The 18,565-nt window shown below is 59.2% G+C and carries 22 protein-coding genes; 5 read left to right on the forward strand and 17 right to left on the reverse strand.

What is annotated here, in order from left to right:
- Positions 1-89 precede the first annotated feature (89 nt).
- Positions 90-503 carry a phasin family protein gene (locus tag CK498_RS20135; protein ID WP_095622658.1) on the reverse strand — a complete coding sequence of 138 codons (414 nt, stop codon included), beginning with the start codon at positions 501-503 and terminating at the stop codon, positions 90-92.
- Between the two features lie 245 nt (positions 504-748).
- Between CK498_RS20135 and CK498_RS26995 the strand changes: the two genes are divergently transcribed.
- Complete coding sequence (locus CK498_RS26995) at positions 749-859, forward strand: JAB domain-containing protein (protein WP_456064531.1); 111 nt, start codon at positions 749-751, stop codon at positions 857-859.
- Positions 860-958: 99 nt separating this feature from the next.
- Here the strand turns inward: CK498_RS26995 and CK498_RS20145 are convergent, their stop codons facing one another.
- On the reverse strand, positions 959-1,585 hold the full coding sequence (locus CK498_RS20145) for a glutathione S-transferase family protein (protein ID WP_095622659.1): 627 nt from the start codon (positions 1,583-1,585) through the stop codon (positions 959-961).
- Between the two features lie 240 nt (positions 1,586-1,825).
- On the opposite strand from CK498_RS20145, the gene CK498_RS20150 reads away from it, so the two are divergent.
- Together CK498_RS20150 and CK498_RS20155 are read left to right on the forward strand one after the other, a co-directional pair.
- Positions 1,826-2,161, forward strand: coding sequence for a type II toxin-antitoxin system PrlF family antitoxin (locus CK498_RS20150; RefSeq protein ID WP_095622660.1), 336 nt, complete (start codon positions 1,826-1,828; stop codon positions 2,159-2,161).
- Positions 2,158-2,655 carry a type II toxin-antitoxin system YhaV family toxin gene (locus CK498_RS20155; protein ID WP_095622661.1) on the forward strand — a complete coding sequence of 166 codons (498 nt, stop codon included), beginning with the start codon at positions 2,158-2,160 and terminating at the stop codon, positions 2,653-2,655. Before CK498_RS20150 ends, CK498_RS20155 begins: the two co-directional genes overlap by 4 nt.
- 75 nt (positions 2,656-2,730) lie before the next feature.
- On the opposite strand, the gene CK498_RS20160 is transcribed toward CK498_RS20155, so the two are convergent.
- From CK498_RS20160 to CK498_RS20190, 7 genes are all read right to left on the reverse strand, one after another.
- Positions 2,731-3,015 (reverse strand): cupin domain-containing protein, encoded by a 285-nt coding sequence (locus CK498_RS20160; protein ID WP_095622662.1) that lies wholly within the window; start codon positions 3,013-3,015, stop codon positions 2,731-2,733.
- A 369-nt stretch (positions 3,016-3,384) separates the two neighbouring features.
- Positions 3,385-4,737, reverse strand: a complete 1,353-nt coding sequence (locus CK498_RS20165; protein WP_095622663.1) for a purine-cytosine permease family protein — start codon at positions 4,735-4,737, stop codon at positions 3,385-3,387.
- Positions 4,738-4,980: 243 nt separating this feature from the next.
- A complete protein-coding gene (locus CK498_RS20170; protein ID WP_095622664.1) occupies positions 4,981-5,952 on the reverse strand; it encodes a 5-oxoprolinase subunit C family protein in 972 nt (323 codons plus the stop codon).
- Positions 5,942-6,838 (reverse strand): 5-oxoprolinase subunit B family protein, encoded by an 897-nt coding sequence (locus CK498_RS20175; protein WP_095622665.1) that lies wholly within the window; start codon positions 6,836-6,838, stop codon positions 5,942-5,944. Before CK498_RS20175 ends, CK498_RS20170 begins: the two co-directional genes overlap by 11 nt.
- A complete protein-coding gene (locus CK498_RS20180; protein WP_095622666.1) occupies positions 6,828-8,216 on the reverse strand; it encodes an acetyl-CoA carboxylase biotin carboxylase subunit in 1,389 nt (462 codons plus the stop codon). The genes CK498_RS20175 and CK498_RS20180 overlap by 11 nt, the downstream gene beginning before the upstream one ends.
- Positions 8,213-8,461 carry an acetyl-CoA carboxylase gene (locus CK498_RS20185; protein ID WP_095622667.1) on the reverse strand — a complete coding sequence of 83 codons (249 nt, stop codon included), beginning with the start codon at positions 8,459-8,461 and terminating at the stop codon, positions 8,213-8,215. The genes CK498_RS20180 and CK498_RS20185 overlap by 4 nt, the downstream gene beginning before the upstream one ends.
- 73 nt (positions 8,462-8,534) lie before the next feature.
- Positions 8,535-9,293, reverse strand: a complete 759-nt coding sequence (locus CK498_RS20190; RefSeq protein ID WP_095622668.1) for a 5-oxoprolinase subunit PxpA — start codon at positions 9,291-9,293, stop codon at positions 8,535-8,537.
- 111 nt (positions 9,294-9,404) lie between these two features.
- Between CK498_RS20190 and CK498_RS20195 the strand changes: the two genes are divergently transcribed.
- Positions 9,405-10,307 carry a LysR substrate-binding domain-containing protein gene (locus CK498_RS20195; RefSeq protein ID WP_095622669.1) on the forward strand — a complete coding sequence of 301 codons (903 nt, stop codon included), beginning with the start codon at positions 9,405-9,407 and terminating at the stop codon, positions 10,305-10,307.
- 185 nt (positions 10,308-10,492) lie between these two features.
- Positions 10,493-10,882, forward strand: coding sequence for an ester cyclase (locus CK498_RS20200; RefSeq protein WP_095622670.1), 390 nt, complete (start codon positions 10,493-10,495; stop codon positions 10,880-10,882).
- A 149-nt stretch (positions 10,883-11,031) separates the two neighbouring features.
- On the opposite strand, the gene CK498_RS25905 is transcribed toward CK498_RS20200, so the two are convergent.
- The 8 genes from CK498_RS25905 to CK498_RS20230 all read right to left on the reverse strand — a co-directional run bounded on the left by CK498_RS25905 (position 11,032) and on the right by CK498_RS20230 (position 18,541).
- Complete coding sequence (locus tag CK498_RS25905) at positions 11,032-12,117, reverse strand: hypothetical protein (protein WP_141246985.1); 1,086 nt, start codon at positions 12,115-12,117, stop codon at positions 11,032-11,034.
- A 235-nt stretch (positions 12,118-12,352) separates the two neighbouring features.
- A complete protein-coding gene (locus CK498_RS25910; RefSeq protein ID WP_141246986.1) occupies positions 12,353-12,601 on the reverse strand; it encodes a hypothetical protein in 249 nt (82 codons plus the stop codon).
- Positions 12,602-12,850: 249 nt separating this feature from the next.
- Positions 12,851-13,111, reverse strand: a complete 261-nt coding sequence (locus CK498_RS20205; protein ID WP_095622671.1) for a hypothetical protein — start codon at positions 13,109-13,111, stop codon at positions 12,851-12,853.
- A gap of 458 nt (positions 13,112-13,569) precedes the next feature.
- Positions 13,570-14,196 carry a glutathione S-transferase family protein gene (locus tag CK498_RS20210; protein WP_095622672.1) on the reverse strand — a complete coding sequence of 209 codons (627 nt, stop codon included), beginning with the start codon at positions 14,194-14,196 and terminating at the stop codon, positions 13,570-13,572.
- 172 nt (positions 14,197-14,368) lie between these two features.
- Complete coding sequence (locus CK498_RS20215) at positions 14,369-15,562, reverse strand: alpha/beta fold hydrolase (protein WP_095622673.1); 1,194 nt, start codon at positions 15,560-15,562, stop codon at positions 14,369-14,371.
- A gap of 162 nt (positions 15,563-15,724) precedes the next feature.
- Positions 15,725-16,927: a 3-oxoadipyl-CoA thiolase gene (pcaF, locus tag CK498_RS20220; RefSeq protein WP_095622674.1), complete on the reverse strand. Its 1,203-nt coding sequence runs from the start codon at positions 16,925-16,927 to the stop codon at positions 15,725-15,727.
- 22 nt (positions 16,928-16,949) lie between these two features.
- Entirely contained in the window at positions 16,950-17,723 is a 774-nt protein-coding gene (locus tag CK498_RS20225) for a CoA-transferase subunit beta (RefSeq protein ID WP_095622675.1), read from the reverse strand.
- Positions 17,723-18,541: a CoA transferase subunit A gene (locus tag CK498_RS20230; RefSeq protein WP_095622676.1), complete on the reverse strand. Its 819-nt coding sequence runs from the start codon at positions 18,539-18,541 to the stop codon at positions 17,723-17,725. The genes CK498_RS20225 and CK498_RS20230 overlap by 1 nt, the downstream gene beginning before the upstream one ends.
- Positions 18,542-18,565: the final 24 nt, after the last annotated feature.

The raw sequence follows: 18,565 nt of genomic DNA on the forward strand, positions 1-18,565 counted from the left end.
CGACAGCCGCGCATACAAAAGGCCGCTGATTTTATATCGGCGGCCTTCAGCGGAACTTTAAACCGGCGCAGGCCGGTAGGGGAGGCGTATTAGGAAGCCTTGGCGGCCTTGGGAGCCGCTTCCTTGGAAGCCTTGGTGGCAGTCTCGGTGCTTTCCTTGACGACTTCCTGGGCTTTCTGGACATTCTCTTCGGTCAGCTTCTGGCTGTCCTTGGCGAAGTCCTGCTGCAGGGCGACGACCTTACCGGCGTCTGCCTTGAGCCGCTCGGTGAATTCCGTAGCGACATTCTGCTGGCCTTCCATATAGCTCTTAAGGCCCTCAGCATCCTTGACTTCCACCAGGCTGCGCAGCTGCGCCACGCCGGTGTCGGTATAAGCCTTAGCGGCCTCGAGCTGTGTGTTAACCAGCTTCTCGGTGAAGTCGACGGACAGGGCCGCGAAGGCACGCGCCGGGCCGAACATCATGGTCTCGAACTGCTTGGTGTCAAAGTTAAAGTTACTCATCTTAAGAACCTCCGGGTTCTGAACGAACGGGAGTTCCCCGCTCTGATGACATACACAGTAGCAGTAGAATTTGTGCAGTGCAACATAACCCTCCGTAGCGGCCTCACTACAGAGGACCGGTCGATGGCCTTCGACTACCGGCACCGCGTGATCTGCTGCGAGGAGCTGTGCCGCGGCACCATCGACACGGCCAGCGTCTCCCCCGCGAGGTGGACAAGCAGGCCCTGCCACACAACGCCGCGGCGGTGATCCTGGTCCACCGCCACCCAAGCGGAGATCCAGCCCCCAGCGAGGCCGTTCGGCGCATTACCCAGCGGCTGAGGAAGCGCTGGACTGGTGGAGGACCTCGTCACTGACCAGATCGTGGTGGGGAATGGGGTGAGTCGTTTGCTGAGCGGGGATATCTGTAGAGCTGGCCAGCGTATAGCCCCGGTGCTGACCCTGCAGGGGCAGACCTAGCGCTCCATCACTGCAAAGGCCTCGGCGATAGTGGGCGGGGCCGTGGGGCGTGCGTACATCGAGGCCAGGTACTCTCTTAGCCTGGGTGCGTCGCCGAGCATTTCCTCCTCGTTGGCCCAGTCCAGGGTATAGGCGGCGTTGAAATCGGCGACGCTGAGCCGGTCGCCGACCATGAACTCCCGCGCTGTCATGTGACGCTCCAGAACGGCCACCATCTCCATGCACTCCTGCACCGCCAGGTCGACGTCCTGGGGCAAGCGCTTCTCCAGTGGATAAAGGAAGGTGTGACGAGCGATACGCCACAGCGGCTGCTCAATCTCGGTTACCAGGAAGAAGATCCAGCGATACATCTGGGATCGCTCCTCCAGCGCCGTGGGGATAAAGCCCGCTTCTGGGTGCTTCTCGGCCAGGTAAAGCTGGATCGCGGCCGACTCGGTGATGACCTGGCTACCGTCGACCAGTACAGGCACCCGGGCGGCGGGGTTAATCGCGAGGAAGTCGGGCTGGTAATGCTCGCCTGCCATGAGCTTCACCGGGTGCAGCTCGTACTCCAGACCTAGCTCGTTGAGTAACCAGAGGACGCGCAGGGCGCGGGTCGGGGGCGCTCCGTATAGCTTAAGCATTGGTGGCTCCATCGGCTGTCAGTTACCCGCTCATTGTATTGGCTCCTGATTTACTCGAATGGGGGCCAGTGGAGTCGACACACCGATCACGGCAAGAGCCAGCGCTGGTTCTGTGAGGGCAGCGTAGCGGCAATTTGCGATCAATAGGCGCGAGAGCAGGCAACATGCCATTGACGAGGCAATGCACCTGCATTACCATCAATGCATTACCTTTGCATTGTTATCAAACGGAGGCCAATCATGAGCTCGGCCATTGAGGATGACTCCACCCTGACCGACCGCTACCAAACGACCGTTCCGGCATCGGTTCGCCGTGCACTGAACCTGAAGCGCCGTGATCGTATTCACTACACGATTCGCCCCAATGGTGAAGTGGTGCTCACTCGCGCTCGCGATGAGTCCAGCCAGGACCCCGTAGTAGCCAACTTCCTGGCATTCCTGGAGCGCGATATGCAGCAGCAGCCGGAGAACATTCGCCCGGTCACTGCCAGCACGTTTGCCGAGGCCGAACGCCTGACATCAGGAATCGAGGTAGACCTGGATGAAGCACTGCCAGAGGACGATGATGACGCATGAAGCCTCTGGAGATAAATGGATGGACGATATACGCACATCCGCTGTTCCTGGAGCAGGTCGATGCGCTCACCGATAAGGTGAAGCGGCTTCAGGCGAAGGATCCTCTCGGATATCGCAACAAGCCGGCCACCAAGCGCCTTGCGGCGATTGTGAAGCTGGCTACAAACGACATCCCGCAGGACCCGGCAAGTCCTCAGTATCGACAAGGCAACACGCTCGGTGCTGACCACACCCATTGGTGCCGGGCCAAGTTCTATCAGCAGTACCGGCTGTTCTTTCGCTACGACCTGGCGAGCAAGACCCTCATCTATGCGTGGGTCAACGACGAATCCACCAAGCGCGCTTATGACGGCAAGCACGATGCTTACGCCGTCTTCCGTAAGATGCTCAACAAAGGTAACCCACCGGATAGCTGGAATGATCTATGGAGAGCAGCCATCAGCGATCGTGAACGCATCAACGCGCTTCTGGGTGCGGAGGAGGATAAGCCCTAATTTCGACATTCCGGGCACGGCACCTCGTTTATGACGCTCCAAACTCGCCACCCCTTTATGGCAACTCTACAGAATTTATTTCAGCTCGACTTCGACAAAGGAGAAAGGTGTCTCACCATTATTAATCACATTATGTTCGGTGCCTTCTAACCGGTTGTAGCACACACCAGCTTGAAGCGTCACTTCACGATTTCCATCAGGCGTTTCCAGCAACATCACGCCATCATGGATCGGCACAATCACATAGTCGTGAGCGTGCCGATGCCACCCTGTTTCCGCGCCTGGCGGAAAATCCCAACGGGTAACGATGACCTGGTCGTTATTGATCTGCTCCTGGCTGCTTGCCTGTGGTCTAGTCATGATATTTCCTTGCATACGTTAAACTGCATATTAGGAAGGCACCACTGGCAACCTCTTTTCGAGCGGCTGCCGAATGGGCGGAACTCCGCAGACGCTAGCATAAGAAATAATGGGAAGCACGGCAATAATGATGATGCTACGGCTCCTCTGAAAACTCATGCGCTTCTTATCGCTATACTGAGTGGCAATAGTGTCGTCATACTCTGCCCATTAGCCTATAGCAACGGCAGCCAGGATCAGGACTTATTCTCATTCCTTGAACGCCAAGATCTTAAAGCTGGCATGGGCGGCTTCAACATAAAACGGCGGTCGACTGCCACCACCCACGCCATACATCGTTCAAAAAACGCACCTGCGGTTAATTACACCTTATGACTTAAGGCTCGCGACATACCACTCTTCTCGTGCAAACCTGAGGCCGAGCTCATAAACCACATAGGCGAACACGAAGGTCGCGGGCGCAGAGAATCCTGAAATCGCGGGGATGTGCATGATAACGATGCCGGTCAGTGTCGCGCCGCACCAGGCGACAAGGCCACAGGGGTTGATGGCGGGTATATAGGTATTATCCAACTCAACATGGCCATTGAAGCGGTCCTGATAGGTTCTGGACAGAATATGTGCGAGCGCCACCCCGACCCAGGCCACCACAAAGACCCCCTGATACGCCAACGCCTGCAGAATGTACGAGAATACATCGGCCATCATCAGCACATAAGCGATGACACCGATGGCACAGACAGCGACCACCTTGGACATATGGATGCCGGTTACCTTGCGAATGAATGACTCAAAGTTAACCGTTGCCAGATAGAAGTTGGCAGTATTGATGCGGCTCTGCGTCACCCATACCAGCAGCAGGCCACCAAAGCCCATCAACTCCAGCAAGCCCAGCACCACCGAGGCTTCCGACAAGCCATCGGTAGGGATCATGGAATCCAGCAGAATGCCTACGATGCCGCTGAACAGGAAGGTCATGGCGTAGAAGGGGATCCCGAAGGTGACCCGGGCATGGAATTTAGCGTCCTCCTTGCGACCAAAGCGAGCATAGTCGAAGGTGAACATCATCAGCACCCATACGCCCATGTAGTAGGCAAAGGTCTGTAGCCAGCCAAAGGAAGAGGCACCGCCCTCCGGCACACGGGTCAACCAGCCACTGGGGTAGCCGAACTCGGCGATGGCCATCCCTACCGCTATCAGCATACCGACCACGTAAACCGGCAAGAGGACGCCGTTGAACTTATCCAGCCAGTGCTGGACACTGCCGAAAATAAGCGCCACACCCAATATCGCTACAATGGCGGTGGATACCGCCATGGGCAGCACGCCACTCCACTCGGATAGTACCAGCGCCATGACGTAGCCTTCGAATACAGCATAATAGAGGGCAGTAGCGAAAAATATCAGCGTGGCCACGACGGCCCCGAAATGACCGAACAATATCTTGGAAAAGAGCGCGACGGTCAAACCAGTTTTAATTGAATAGCGACTAATCACCCCATTGATTATGCTATACGCAACCATCGTCAGTACAATACCGATCAGCGCATTGGTAGTACCATAGGCGCGCGCCATCGCGGCGGCCACGACCATATAAAAAATGGCACTACAGACAGCCCACCATGCCATCATGAGATTGATCTTAGGCATTCGTCCTTCTGGCGGTACGGGCCGTTCTGAAAAGTCCAGATCAGACGCCTCACTATGATTTTTGGCACTCATCACATTTTCCTTTATTATTTCATTTGATGTGGAAGCAATAGTTATCCCGACAAATCCCACTGGATTTGCAGAAACCGTCACTTGTAAATCAATAGTTGCTACAGGCTCGATTGTTTTTATCCAGTGAGAGAGCGCTGATACACCTCTACAATAGTCCTTTCATCGAATAGGTGTTTGGCCTGAGGTGCACTGTCAATTTGCCTGACGTGCACCACAGGGCGCTCTCTTTAGGTAGTTGCCGCGTTACGCCATTTGCCGCAACTGTTCCAGCACCTCCTGGTAACGGGCTCGGGCGGCAAGGGCCTCCTCCAGGGTCACTTGAACGAAGCGTACCTTCTGGTGGGGCTGGATTTGGCCTACCGTGTCCATATCCGCACTGATCACCGTGCCGATCATTGCGTAACCGCCACCGGATACGGCATCGCGATGCAGAATGATCGGCTCGCTGCCGCTTGGCACCTGAATGGAACCAATCGGGTAGCAGGCATCAACGATATTGGAAGGATCGTCTCCCGCACCGAACGGTGGTTCGCGATCGATGAAAGAGAGCCGGGTGCCGCCTTTCATCCGGTAGCCGATGCGGTCAGCCTCCGAGGCCACCGTCCAATCTTCGGCGTAGAATTGCGCTTGGCTTTCCGACGTCAAGCGATGGGCATACAGGCCTGGCACCACGCGTAACTGGTACTGCTTGGAGAAAGCTGGCACCAGTGAGGACGGCAAACGACGGCCGACGCTCGCCCGACCGTGGGCCGGCAGTAGCGCCAAGGTATCGCCAGCCTGGAGGTTGCGGCCCTGCATGCCTCCCAACGAGCCAAGCGCGTAAGTACTGCGGCTGCCCAGGCGTTCGGGAACGTCGATCCCGCCCTCTATCGCCAGATAGAGCCGCGCCCCCGCCTTGACGAAGTCGAAACTAAGGGTCGCCCCTGCGGGGACTTCGAACACCTCATTGAGCGGCCGCACCTCACCGTTAACCCGCGGGGTCATCTCGGCGCCACAGGCGGCAACCTTGCGTGCTTCGCTGAAGCGCAGTTCTGGCCCCATCAGCGCGCACTCGAGGACGGCGGCCCCCTCGTGATTGGCCAGCAGCAGATTGGCCGCTATCAGCGAGCGCTGGTCCATTCCCCCGGAAGGGGGAATCCCGAGGTGGTAGTGCCCCTCGCGTCCCTTATCCTGAATCGACGATGCCAGGCCGGGCTTGATGACATCAATGCTCATAAAGTGCCTCCTTAACGCGGCGTGCATAGCCATCCGGATCCTGATTGAACGCATCCAGGTCGAAGGTGAACGGCGTGATCTTGGGCTTGAACTGGCCCTTTTCAGCCGCCGCCAGCAGCGCGTCGTACTCCTCACGATCAACGGCGCGATGCTTGACGATGTCGCCCGGGCGGAAGTAGATCATCGAGTCATCGATATGCGGCTGCTCGCCGGCGGGATCGTAGATGGGCATGGGCGTCACGCCGAACATCTGATAACCACCCGCGCCACGCACGGAATAGATCACGCTGAAACACCCGCCGATACCCACCGTCTGCTTTGGAGTATCGGTGCGCGGCCGCAGGTACTTGGGCACCTGAATCTGGCGTTCTCTCGGCACCATCTGATACATGAACGGCAGCCCCGCCACAAAGCCCACCATCGACACGAACCAGGGTGTGGCACTGTGCGCCTCGATAAAGGCGTCAACGCTCGCATAGCCGTTGATGCGGGCCGCGTATTCCAGGTCTGTCGAGGAGGGATCCTGATGGTGCTCGCGGAAGCGCATCAGGGTTTCGTAGGTCCACGGATCGTTGTAAAGCACCGGCACTTCCACCACCCGCGTTTCCAGGGTGCGGACCTGCTGGTTGGACACTTCCTCTTCCAAGGCTTCCAGCCTTTCCTGAAGCTGGCCGGCGGAGATCATGTCGGGGTTATAGCGCACCTGATAGGACGCGTTGGCGGGGCATATCTCGATGATCCCCGGCAAGGCAATCTCACGCAGCCGTTGGGTAATGGAGATGGAAAGGAAGAACGCCTCCAGGGTCATCTCTTCGTTGAGCTCAACGAACAGAAATTCATCACCCGCCTGGCTATAACGGGTTGTGGCTGCCACCTCATTGCTCATTGATGACCTCCTTCTTATTGGCATGGTCGGACGCAGGCTCGCTCAGCCAGCGCTCCAGAAAGGCCGTATCGAACGCCCCCGCCTTGACGGCAGGATCCTCGATCAAGCGACGGTGCAGCCCGGCGGTGGTGGTAAAGCCCTGCAGATGGAATTCATCCAGCGCCCGGCCAGCGCGAATTAACGCGTTCTCGCGGCTGTCATCCCAGACAATCAGCTTGGCCACCAGCGAGTCGTAGAACGGCGGCATCTTGTAGCCTTCATACAGGCCACTATCGATACGCACCCCCGGCCCGGTGGGCCACACCAGCTTTTCTACCGTTCCCAAGGAGGGGAAAAAGTCGCGGTCCGGGTCTTCGGCGTTGATACGCATCTCGATCGCCCAGCCCTTCAAGCTAATCTCGTCCTGAGCGATGCCGAGCGGTTCACCCGCGGCGATCTGGATCATGGCCCTGACCAGGTCGAAGCCGGTGACCATCTCGGTGACCGGATGCTCGACCTGGATCCGGGTGTTCATCTCGATAAAGAAGAACTCGCCGGTGGTGTCATCAAACAGGTACTCCAGGGTGCCCGCGCCCAGGTAGCCGACATGCTCGGCCAGCGCCACCGCAGAGTCGCACAGCCTTTTTCGCGTCGCGCTATCGACCGCCGGCGACGGCGCCTCCTCCAGCACCTTCTGACGTCGACGCTGCAGCGAGCACTCACGCTCGAAGAAGTGCAGGGCGCGCTTACCATCCGCCAGTATCTGCACTTCTATATGTCGGGCGCGGGCAATAAACCGTTCCAGATAGACCCGTCCGTCACCGAACGCCGCCTGGGCTTCGGCCTGTGCCTGAGGCAGCTGCTTGGCCAGCATGTCACTATCTTCAGCCACACGAATGCCGCGCCCACCGCCGCCGGCGGCGGCCTTGATCAACAGCGGGTAGCCCACGTCTTCGGCAACAGCCAGTGCTTCTTCCAGCCCTTCGACGGCGCGTGGAGAGCCGGGCACCACCGGCACGCCGGCTTCTATCGCCGTCTGACGTGCCATGGCCTTATCCCCCATACGGGCGATGATGTCGGCATCCGGGCCGATAAAGATCAGCCCCGCCTCCTTGACGGCACGAGCGAAGTCGGCACTTTCGGAAAGAAAACCGTAGCCCGGATGCACGGCATCCGCCTGACAGCTGCGGGCAGCCTCGATGACCGCGGGAATATTGAGATAGCTCTTCGACGCCTGGGCAGGGCCAATGCACACCGCCTCATCGGCGTGCTGCACGGCCAGCGTGTCGGCATCGGCCTCGCTATGAGCGACGATGCTGACCAGGCCAAGCTCGCGCGCTGCCCGCACGATTCTCAGTGCTATCTCGCCACGATTGACGATCAGCAGGCGACGTATCATTCGTTGACCTCCAGCGTGCCAATGACGTCGCCGGCCTCCAGTACGCTCTCGTTGTCAGCGCTGAAGCTGACCAGCGTGCCGGAGGCTTCCGCCTTGAGTTCGACGAACTGCTTCATCACCTCGATCAAGCCGATGACATCGCCGGCTTGTACCGCCTGCCCCTCCTCTACGTATACCGGCTCATCCGGTGAGGGCGTGCGGTAGAAAACACCCGGAAACGGCGCTTGAATCTGCTGTGTTGTCATTATCTGTCTCCTGTCATTCATGACTTTTCCATCTTTAGCAACGCATTACCCCAGCGTTACCGGCCGCCTGCTCTCAGGGAGCGGCAACCTCTATGCCAGCGTTATCCAATGCACTGCGCACGGCTTTTACCAGCGCTAACGCCCCGGGCGTATCGCTGTGAACACATATCGACTGGAAGGAAACCGCCACCGACTTGCCGCTGACCGACTCGACCGTGCCCTGCTGGCAGGCACGCAGCACTTTTTTCGCCACCTGTTGCGGGTCCAGGCGCTGCACCTTGCGGACGAAGACGATGCTGCCCTCGTCGTTGTAATCACGGTCGGCGTAGAACTCATGCACTCTGTGCAGGCCCTCGCTTTTGGCGGCCTGATCCAGCGCAGAGCCTGCCAGGCAATAGACGGGTAGCTCAGGCGCCACCTTGGCCAACGCAGCACTCAGCTGCTGAGCGAAGTCGGCATCCTTGGCCGCGTGCATGAACAGGGCACCATGCAGTTTGAAATGGTGCATGTGGAGACCTTCGAGGTGAGCAAGCTCGCGCAGTGCGCCCAACTGATAGAGGGCGTCGCACACCAGCTCCTCTGCAGGCGCAGCAATTGCCCGGCGGCCGAAGCCCACCAGATCCCCAAACCCCGGGTGAACCCCGACGCCAACACCATGACGCGCCGCCAGGCGGAGGGTCTGCTGCATGGTGGTTGGGTCACCGGCATGAAAGCCCGCGGCAATATTGGCGGAGCTGATCAACGGCATGATATCGGCATCGACACCGTCACCAATCGACCAGGCACCAAAGCCTTCTCCCATGTCGGCGTTCAGATCAATCTTTGTTGTCATACGTCACTCCTTGGTCACCACACGTAGTTATGGCAGCCAAGCAGCGACATTGATAATATTAATTATTGTAGAGCGTTTTCAAAAAATCCGAACGCCGAGCCAGAGGCCGCCATGTCACGAGATCTGTCGCTACGCAAATTGCGCTACTTCATGGCGGTGGCCAAAAGCGGCCGAGTCACCCAGGCCGCGATTGACCTGAATGTGTCGCAGTCGTCCATCACCACCGGTGTGAAGGAGATCGAAGAGCAGGTAGGGGTGGCACTGTTCAGGCGCACCAGTCGCGGCATGACGCTGACCCGCGAAGGCAGCCGTTTTCTGCAGCGGGTTAACTACGCGTTTCAGGCGCTCGACGACGCCTTCGACGGCCTTCAGGACAGCCACCCCACCTTGAAAGGCACGCTGCGGCTGGCGATGACCTACACCGTGGCCGGCTACTACATGCCTCCCCTGCTGGCGCAGTTTCAGCGCCGCTACCCCTGGGTCAAAGTCGAACTGTACGAAGTGTCGCGCCCGGAGATAGAGGAGGGTCTCACCTCAGGCGAATTCGATTTGGCCATCCTGCTGACCTCCAATATCGAACATCACCAATGGCTGGAAAAACTGACGCTGACCCAGTCCCGACGGCGGCTCTGGGTCAACGGCCAGCATGAACTGCTGAAACGGGATCACATTACCCTTCAAGATATTGCCCATTACCCCTACATCATGCTGACCGTGGATGAAGCGGACCAGTCGGCCCTGAAGTACTGGAAACCCGAGGGTATATCGCCCAATATCCTGTTCCGCACCTCATCGGTCGAGGCGGTGCGCAGCATGGTCGCCAACGGCACCGGGGTGACCATCCTCTCCGATATGGTCTATCGTCCCTGGTCGCTGGACGGCAAACGCATCGAGCATATCGAGTTGAACAACCCGATCCCGCCTATGGAACTGGGCCTCTCCTGGCCCCGCAATCGCCCGCTCAGCCCCGCCGCCAAGGCTTTCTGCGAGCTAGCCCAGGGGTTCTCGATCTAGCCTGCTTTGGCACTTTACGCCCGTCGGTGGAACGCCATTGAGTGTCTGCAAGCGTGCGGGGGGCATTCCGGTAACAGCCGGCAGCGTGCTTTCAATGACGTTGAATGCAGGACAAGGTGAGAGCCGACTTGCAAGATGCCTCCGCCTGACTACATTAAGCGGATGCCATATGACCAGGAAACGCCATGCACAGCGACGAGTTACCTGCCATCTATCTCGATTATATCGCATGCCTTAACCAACAGGACTGGGGCAACCTGGGACGTTATGTCAGCCAGAACGTCAGCCACAATGGCAACGTCATAGGGCTGAGTGGCTATCGCGCCATGCTGGAGGGCGATTTTGAAGCAATTCCAGATCTCTACTTTAACGTCGCCCTTCTGATCTCACAGCCCCCGCATATCGCCAGCCGCCTACAGTTCAACTGCACTCCCGTTGGCATGCTGTTCGGGCTACCGGTCAACGGCAAACCCGTGAAATTCGAAGAGAATGTCTTCTATGAATTTAATGGTGATGGGAAGATCCAGACCGTCTGGTCGATTATCGACAAAAGCGCAATCGCCGAACAGATATGATCATTGGTGGACACGCTGCAGTGCTGGGTGCTTTTAGAGTCAAATTTCCCTTTATGCCAGGGGCGGACCTTGAGATTTTCCTGATACTCAACGGTAGAGCTGACGCGCCGAGAGAGCGGTCGAGTGGAACGATTTGTACCTACTGGTCTTTATCGGTTAGGGTTGAAAGCTAGGGTGAACCAATCTGTACCCCAGTCACCTCCTTTCCCAGGGTAGCCAGTCGGCTCGTGGTTTCCATCCCAATACCAGCGCCGAAAATTGTGTCCGTGCATCCCTACGGCAAGAATTCGCCCGCTCACAGTTTTCCGCATTGAGTAACAGGATTCACCGTCCTGCGATACATGGGTAGTGATTCCATGATCTTCAGGCAGACCCTTAAAATCGTGTAACTCCATGATTCGTTTAATTTTAGCGAGGTCATATCCTTTGGCGTTCTTGCCGTACCACCCATGAAACCACAGCATTATTGTTTCTAGAGCATTCCATGTTTCTTTGAATTCCCGTTGGTCAAGCTGTGCACCTTCTTCATCGACGCCTTTTAGGCCAGCATTATCTATGAGCTTCTGAGCCGCTTCCGATTTGGCCGCCTCTCTGTCGGCGCAAAATTGGAGGAACTCCTTAACGACTTGCCTCGCCTCCCGGAGGCTGAAGGCGTTTACGATTTTATTGTACCAATATCCATGACAATTGCGAATCGTGCGTGGATTATGACCGGCCCGGAGCGCAAGAGGTAAGATTCTACAGAAACGGTCAATCCAAGATGGATTCTCTCGGGCCATGTGTCGGAAAATTTTTTCTAGGTTGGAATAAACCCCCAAAACAGCTACGAATACTGAACCCCAAGTACCAAGCCAAAAAGGCATCAGAAGGTCACGTGTGAGTTGATGCCAATCAATGTACGTCCAGCCTGAAACCAGATATATGGTGCCAAAGCTAACTAGAAGCAGACCTATGATTCCAAGCAGTGAATTGAATGCCCTTTCCACAACCCGGTGTTCAGGTCGGATTGACGCTACAGCGGCCAAGACAACCAAGAAACCGATTAGCCCTTGCAACAAAAACTCAACTACTAGATGAAAGGTCCGAACGTTGACCATGAATCCGAGTAGAACCGTCACCGAAATAAGAGCACGAAGTTGGTGAAGCAGCCATCGTGGGTCCGTGGCAGCCTTTGTTATGCCGAAGATGAGCGGTATACCGATGAGAAGGGTCCATACGACAGTCGGACCCAGCATGGATGGCTTCCATGCCCCAGCCAGATACGCAAGATACACCCCTCCTCCGATCCAGGCGACATACATGCCAAGTGCCGTAAGAACTATTGGTTGGATGAAGCTTCGCAGAATCCTGGGAAGCGACTTGCGTGTCGGACCATAGCTGAGCGCGCCAAAGACCAGGAGTCCTAGCCAAATCAGTCCGGCAATTTCACGGGGACTCAGCATCACTGTACAACCGCCATTATTATAAGAATCACCCAAATATAACCCTGGCTGCAATTAAGACACCGCCAATAATTAATCCGATAACAACTTTGCCCCATGCAGTTTCATGCCACGACTTTGTTTTCGAATCTGTTGCAGATGTACCCGCTTCGTTTCCCCTACCTCTCAGACGTTTTGTCTTTTTTGCCTGGACCAACGTTTTTGAGGTAGTTTTGTTCGCCTCAAGATCAACATCCTCGCAGTCTTCAAGGTCAAACATTGGACCTTTATCGGCCATAAATAACTCTCCTAATTGCCAAGACCAACGGTTTTAGTCCATATCGACTCTCACCATACGTTGCGACGTTTCCCTTTGCGACTAAGCCCTTCGTTCCCCTCGCTACTATCGGCCTATCAATGTTATGGAACCGATTATTTGTTAGCGTTACATTCCTACTATTTTCAATGTAGATACCTGTACTCATGAGAGCTTCCAACTTCTAACGCCATAATCACGAGCTCGTCGCGTGCATTGTCTTGTTATGTTTTATCTGTATGTATACTCTTGCCACGGAATCTGGGATGGATGTACGTTGGCAAGAAAATTAACGATGTCTCTACGACCTCTATACTTAGGAATGCCACGAGAATCTTGAGCCATTAACGCTACTGGCATCCCTGGGAACATAGGCATGAAAGAGGAGATTGCTTCATCACTTTGGTGCTGAGAGTCTACGATATGTTTCTTCACTACCACGATCGCGAAAGTAACACCCTGCTCTTTGATCACTGCGCCTTGAAATTTCATAGTAACTCCTATCTAGCTACATGCAGAAACGTAACAGCAATATTATATAGAATACTCGATATCCCACTTTAACGAGCACGCGCATTCAACAATATCACACCACACACAACAATACTCACACCCCATTGAAAAACCGATAAATCAAGTATATATAACACTGATGAACGTGACTGCTACCTTTGCCGGCATGGTCGCTTTGGGTCAACTTCAACCTTAATCACAGCGCGATGCCTCATATGCCAAGCTTCAGGTTGCCGCTCCGGAAAATCCAATGACATACGGCGACATCTACCGCTGTAGGCTTATAAACAAGCACTCATTTTCAGCCTATACGCCAGTGCTGACCCGTGCCAGAAAATCAGTCAACGCAAGCCGAAAGGATGAGGTGTGAGGAGGAATTGGCCGCAGGCCAGCATCGGTCGCGGCCGGAAGGGGGCAAGGGGTGGAGCGGAGGCGGCCTAACTCTCCATCGCCGCGAAGGCCTCGGCGATGGTGGGCGGTGCCGTGGGGCGGGCGTACATCGAGGCCAGGTACTCTCTTAGCCTGGGTGCGTCGCCGAGCATTTCCTCCTCGTTGGCCCAGTCCAGGGTATAGGCGGCGTTGAAGTCGGCGACGCTGAGTCGGTCGCCGACAATGAACTCCCGCGCGGTCATGTGACGCTCCAGCACGGCCACCATCTCCATACACTCCTGCACCGCCAGGTCGACGTCCTGGGGCAGGCGCTTCTCCAGTGGATAAAGGAAGGTGTGACGAGCGATACGCCACAGCGGCTGCTCGATCTCGGTCACCAGGAAGAATATCCAGCGATACATCTGGGATCGCTCCTCCACCGTCGTGGGGATAAAGCCCGCTTCTGGATACTTCTCGGCCAGGTAGAGTTGGATCGCGGCCGACTCGGTGATGACCTGGCTGCCGTCGACCAGTACGGGCACCCGGGCGGCGGGGTTAATCGCGAGGAAGTCGGGCTGGTAATGCTCGCCTGCCAACAGCTTCACCGGGTGCAGCTCGTACTCCAGGCCTAGCTCGTTGAGCAACCAGACGACGCGCAAGGCACGGGTTGGGGGTGCTCCATATAGTGTAAGCATGTGCGGCTCCTTCGGCTGTCAGATACCCGCTGATTGTGTTGTCTCCTGATTCAATCGAATGGGTGCCGGTGGAATCGACACCCCTATAACAACAAGAGCCAGCGCAAGGCGCTGGCTCAACGATGAAAAAGCCCCGCCGAGGCGGGGCTGTCGTCGCTCACTCATCGGGGGGCTAGCCTTCGCCATCCCCCCAGCCCAGCTGCTTGGCCAGCGCGAAGGCATGGTTGGCGGCCGGTACGCCGCCGTAGATCGCCACGTGCATCAGCACCTGGCGCAGTTCGGCTTCGCTGAGGCCGATGCGCTTGGCGGTCTTGAGGTGCAGGGTGAGCTCCTCACGGCCGAGGGCGGCGAGGATGCCGGTGGTGATCATGCTGCGTTCGCGACGGGTCAGGTCGTCGTTGCTCCACAGCTCGCCCCAGGCCAGGCGGGTGATCATCTGCTGGAAGGGGGCATCGAGGCTGGTGGCGTTGGCGGTGGAGCGCGCCACATGCTCCTCGCCGAGCACCTGCTTGCGGGTCTCCAGGCCGGTGGCGTAGCCCACGCCGTGGCTGGCTACGTCGCCGAGGTCGACGGCCATCGCCTTCAGCAGCGCCTCGGCGAACTGTGCCGGCACTTCGACCGAGGGCACATGGCCCACGCCCTCGAAGATCGTCAGGGGGGCACCGTCGAGTTCGGCGGCCAGGGCCTCGAGGGTCGCCGGCGGCGTGGCCAGGTCCTCGCTGCCGCCCAGTAGCTGCACCTTGACGCCAGGATGTTGTGACAGAGGGCCAGAGAGCTTGCCGGTAAAGACGTGGCTGCCGAGCATCTCGCACAGCTTGGCGTAGCCTTCGGCATCGTTGCGGCCCATCTGGGTCATCCAACCAGTCTTGAGCGCTGGGTTGGCCTCGACGCGGGCCGGCGCGAACCAGCGCGGCACGATCTCGCCGCTCATCGCCGCCAGGCCCTCGCTGCGCACGCGGCCGGCGCGGGTGTTCCACATCTCGGCGTTGCCGATCACCGCGCCGGTGTTGGTCAGGGTGGCGGAGTAGAGCCGTTCGGCGTGTTCACTGATCAGCTGCTGGCCGACGACCCCGCCGATGGAGGTGCCGACGAAGTGGAAGCGCGAGGCCTGGGCGTGCTCGGCCAGCGCCAGCGCCTCGGCGGCCAGGTCGGCCGGGGTGATGGCAGCCTCGCCCCATGCCTGGCTGGCGCCGTGGCCGGGCAGGTCCCAGGTCAGTACCCGGTAGCGCGGCAGCAGCATGGGCAGGATGTCGTCCCACACCGCCTGGGTCATGCCCAGCGGATGGGCCAGCACCACCAGCGGGTGGGCCTCGGCGCCGAGTAGGCGGTAGGCCACGCTGCGGCCGTTGATCGTTAGAAATGCCATAAAACACTCTCCCATCCCCAGGCATCGAATTATCGCTCGGTGCCTGATTGGAAATAGCTGTAAGACGGAAGATCGGTGCTTTGCACCTGGAAGAGGGAAGAAACCCTGATTCATCCTTCTTCTCTCTTCTCTCTTCCTTCTTCCCTCTTACTTTCTTATTTCTTACGCCTTCTCTATCAGCGTGGCGATGCCCTGCCCCACGCCCACGCACATGGTGCACAGGGCATAGCGCTTGCCGCTCTTGTGCAGCTCATGGGCAGCGGTCAGCAGTAGCCGTGCGCCAGACATGCCCAGCGGGTGGCCGAGGGCGATGGCGCCGCCGTTGGGATTGACCCGCGGGTCGTCGTCTTTGATGCCCAGGTCGCGCATGCAGGCCAGCGCCTGGGCGGCGAAGGCCTCGTTGAGCTCGATGATGTCGATCTCGTCGATCGACACGCCGCAGCGCTCGAGCAGCTTGTTGACCGCGGGCACCGGGCCGTAGCCCATGATACGCGGCTCGACGCCGGCGGTGGCCATGCCGAGGATCTTGGCCATCGGCGTGAGACCGTGCTTGTCCACCGCGGCCTGGCTGGCGACCAGCATGGCGGCGGCGCCGTCGTTGACTCCAGAGGCATTGCCGGCGGTGACGCTGCCGCCGTCGCGGAACGGCGTCGACAGGCCGGCGAGCTTCTCCAGGGTAGTCTCCCGCGGGTGCTCGTCCCGGTCGAAGATCAGCGGCTCCTGCTTGCGCCGCGGGATCTCGATGGGCGTGATCTCCTCGGCAAAGCGGCCGGCCTGCTGGGCGGCGGCGGCCTTCTGCTGGGAGCGCAGGGCGAAGGCGTCCTGGTCCTCGCGGGCGATCTTGAACTGCTCGGCGACGTTCTCGGCGGTCTCGGGCATCGAGTCGACGCCGTAGGCCTTCTTCATCTGCGGGTTGATGAAGCGCCAGCCGATGGTGGTGTCCTCGATCTTCTGGCCGCGGGAGAAGGCGCTGTCGGCCTTGCCCATCACGTAGGGCGCGCGAGACATCGACTCCACGCCGCCGGCCAGGGCCAGGTCCATCTCGCCGGCCTTGATGGCGCGGAAGGCGGTGCCCACGGCGTCCATGCCCGAACCGCACAGGCGGTTGAGGGTGGTGCCGGGCACCGAGGTCGGCATGCCGGCCAGCAGCAGCGACATGCGCGCCACGCTGCGGTTGTCTTCACCGGCCTGGTTGGCACAGCCCATGAACACCTCCTCGATGGCCGCCGGATCGAGCTGTGGGGCCTCGGCGAGCACCGCCTTGAAGATGCTGGCCGCCAGGTCGTCGGGGCGCACGCTGGCGAGGGTGCCGCCGAAGCGGCCCACGGCGCTGCGCCGCGGATGACACAGATAGACGTCGCTCATTGGTACGGTTCTCCTGTTCGGCTCACTGCCCGGCGTGCTTGCGGTCGGTGCGGTCCTTGAGTTCGCGCAGGATCTCGAGCTCTTTCGCGCTCGGCTGCGGCGTGCTCTCGAGGCTCTCGGCGAAGCGGATCTCCCAGCCGGTGGCCTCGATCACGTCCTCGCGGCTCACCCCCGGGTGCAGCGAGACGACCACCAACTCCTTGGTCTCGGGGTCGGGCTTCATCACGCACAGGTCGGTGATCACCCGGGTCGGCCCCTTGCCGATATTGGGCACGCCGTCGCGACCCTTGCCGTCGCGGCCGAAGCCCAGGGTGGTGACGAAGTCGACCCGGTCGACGAAGGCGCGCTTGGAGTGCTTGAGGGTGATGAACACCTCTCCCGCATTGGTGGCGATCTCCGGCGCCCCGCCGCCACCCGGCAGGCGTACCTTGGGCTCGCGGTAGTCGCCGATCAGGGTGGTGTTGAGGTTGGCGAAGCGGTCGATCTGGGCGGTGCCCAGGAAGCCCACGTCGACCTTGCCGCCCTGCAGCCAGTAGCGAAACATCTCCGGCACCGAGACGGTGGTCAGCGCGGTCTCGGCCAGCTCGCCGTCGCCGATGGAGAGCGGCAGCACCTCGGGCTTGGTCTGCAGGGTGCCGGACTCGTAGATCAGCACCACGTCCGGGGCGTGGGTCAGGCGCGCCAGGTTGGCGGCCTCGGAGGGCAGGCCGATGCCGACGAAGCAGGTCATGCCGTTTTCCAGGGCGCGGGCCGCGGTCACTGTCATCATTTCCGAGGAAGTGTAGTCATTGCTCATCAGGCGGCGCCTCCGGCGTTGTAGACGTTGTCATCGAGCCACTGGGTAAAGGCGTCTCGGTCGCGGGCGATGGCGTCCCACTCCTTGTAGAAGCGGTTGTCGCGGTCGTAGTAACCGTGGGTGTAGGAGGGGTAGGCGCCCTTCTTGGCCACCGCCACGGCGCTGATCGCCCAGCCGGGGATCACGCAGGCGTTGGGCGTGGCGCCGAGGTCGTCGACGATCTCCTCGACGGTGACGATGCTGTGCTTGGCGGCCAGTACCGCCTCCTTCTGTACCCCGACGATGCCTTCCACCAGCACGTTGCCGGCACGGTCGGCGCGCTGGGCGTGGACGATGGAGACGTCCGGGCGCACCGAGGGCACCGCGGCCAAGCGTTCACCGGTGAACGGGCATTCGATGAACTTGATCTGGTCGTTGACGCTGGGCAGCTCGCTGCCCACGTAGCCGCGCAGCACCGCCAGCGGCAGGCCCGCCGCGCCGGCCTCGAAGGCGCAGGCCATGGCGGCATGGCTGTGCTCGAGGATTTCGATCTGGTGCGGCCAGCCCTTCTCGACGGCGTCGCGCAGGCGGTGCAGCGAGCCCACCCCGGGGTTGCCGCCCCACGAGAAGATCACCTTCTTGGCGCAGCCGGCGCCGATTAGCTGGTCGTAGACCAGGTCCGGGGTCAGGCGGATCAGGGTCAGGTCGCGCTTGCCCTGGCGGATCACTTCGTGGCCCGCGGCGAAGGGAATCAGGTGGGTAAAGCCTTCCATGGCCACGGTGGCGCCGTCTTCGACGTAGCGGGCTACCGCGTCATGCAAGCTGAGGAACTCGGCCATGATGTTTGCCTCTCGGTGCTCGGC

It is taken from the genome of Halomonas salipaludis, assembly GCF_002286975.1.
Taxonomy (GTDB): domain Bacteria; phylum Pseudomonadota; class Gammaproteobacteria; order Pseudomonadales; family Halomonadaceae; genus Franzmannia; species Franzmannia salipaludis.